The following is a 585-nucleotide window of genomic DNA, read 5'->3' on the forward strand; positions in this document are numbered from 1 at the left end:
GCCTGTCGCCCGTTCGACCGCGACCGCACCGGATTCGTCTTCGGCGAGGCCGGCGCGCTGATGGTCATCGAAACCGAAGAACACGCCAAGGCCCGCGGCGCCAACATCCTGGCCCGCATCATGGGCGCCAGCATCACCTCCGACGGCTACCACATGGTCGCCCCGGACCCCAACGGCGAACGCGCCGGCCACGCCATGAGCCGCGCCATCCAACTCGCCGGCCTGAGCCCGTCCGACATCGGCCACGTCAACGCCCACGCCACCGGCACCTCCGTCGGAGACGTCGCCGAAGCCAAGGCCATCAACAACGCCCTGGGCCCCCACGGCGGCAACGCCGCCGTCTACGCCCCCAAAGCCGCCCTGGGCCACTCGGTGGGCGCGGTCGGCGCCGTGGAATCCATCCTGACCGTGCTCGCCCTGCGCGACCAGGTCGTCCCACCCACACTCAACCTGGAAAACCTCGACCCCGAAATCGACCTGGACGTCGTGGCCGGCAAACCCCGCCCCGGCAACTACGAGTACGCCATCAACAACTCGTTCGGCTTCGGCGGACACAACGTGGCCATCGCCTTCGGGCGGTACTGA

1 pseudogene is annotated in these 585 nt (G+C 69.4%); it reads left to right on the forward strand.

The window, feature by feature from the left end:
• Positions 1–585, forward strand: a pseudogene (kasB, locus tag A5646_RS23170) (3-oxoacyl-ACP synthase KasB); the annotation flags it as partial.

It is taken from the genome of Mycobacterium sp. 1245499.0 (genome assembly GCF_001673615.1).
Classification (GTDB): Bacteria; Actinomycetota; Actinomycetes; order Mycobacteriales; family Mycobacteriaceae; genus Mycobacterium; species Mycobacterium europaeum_A.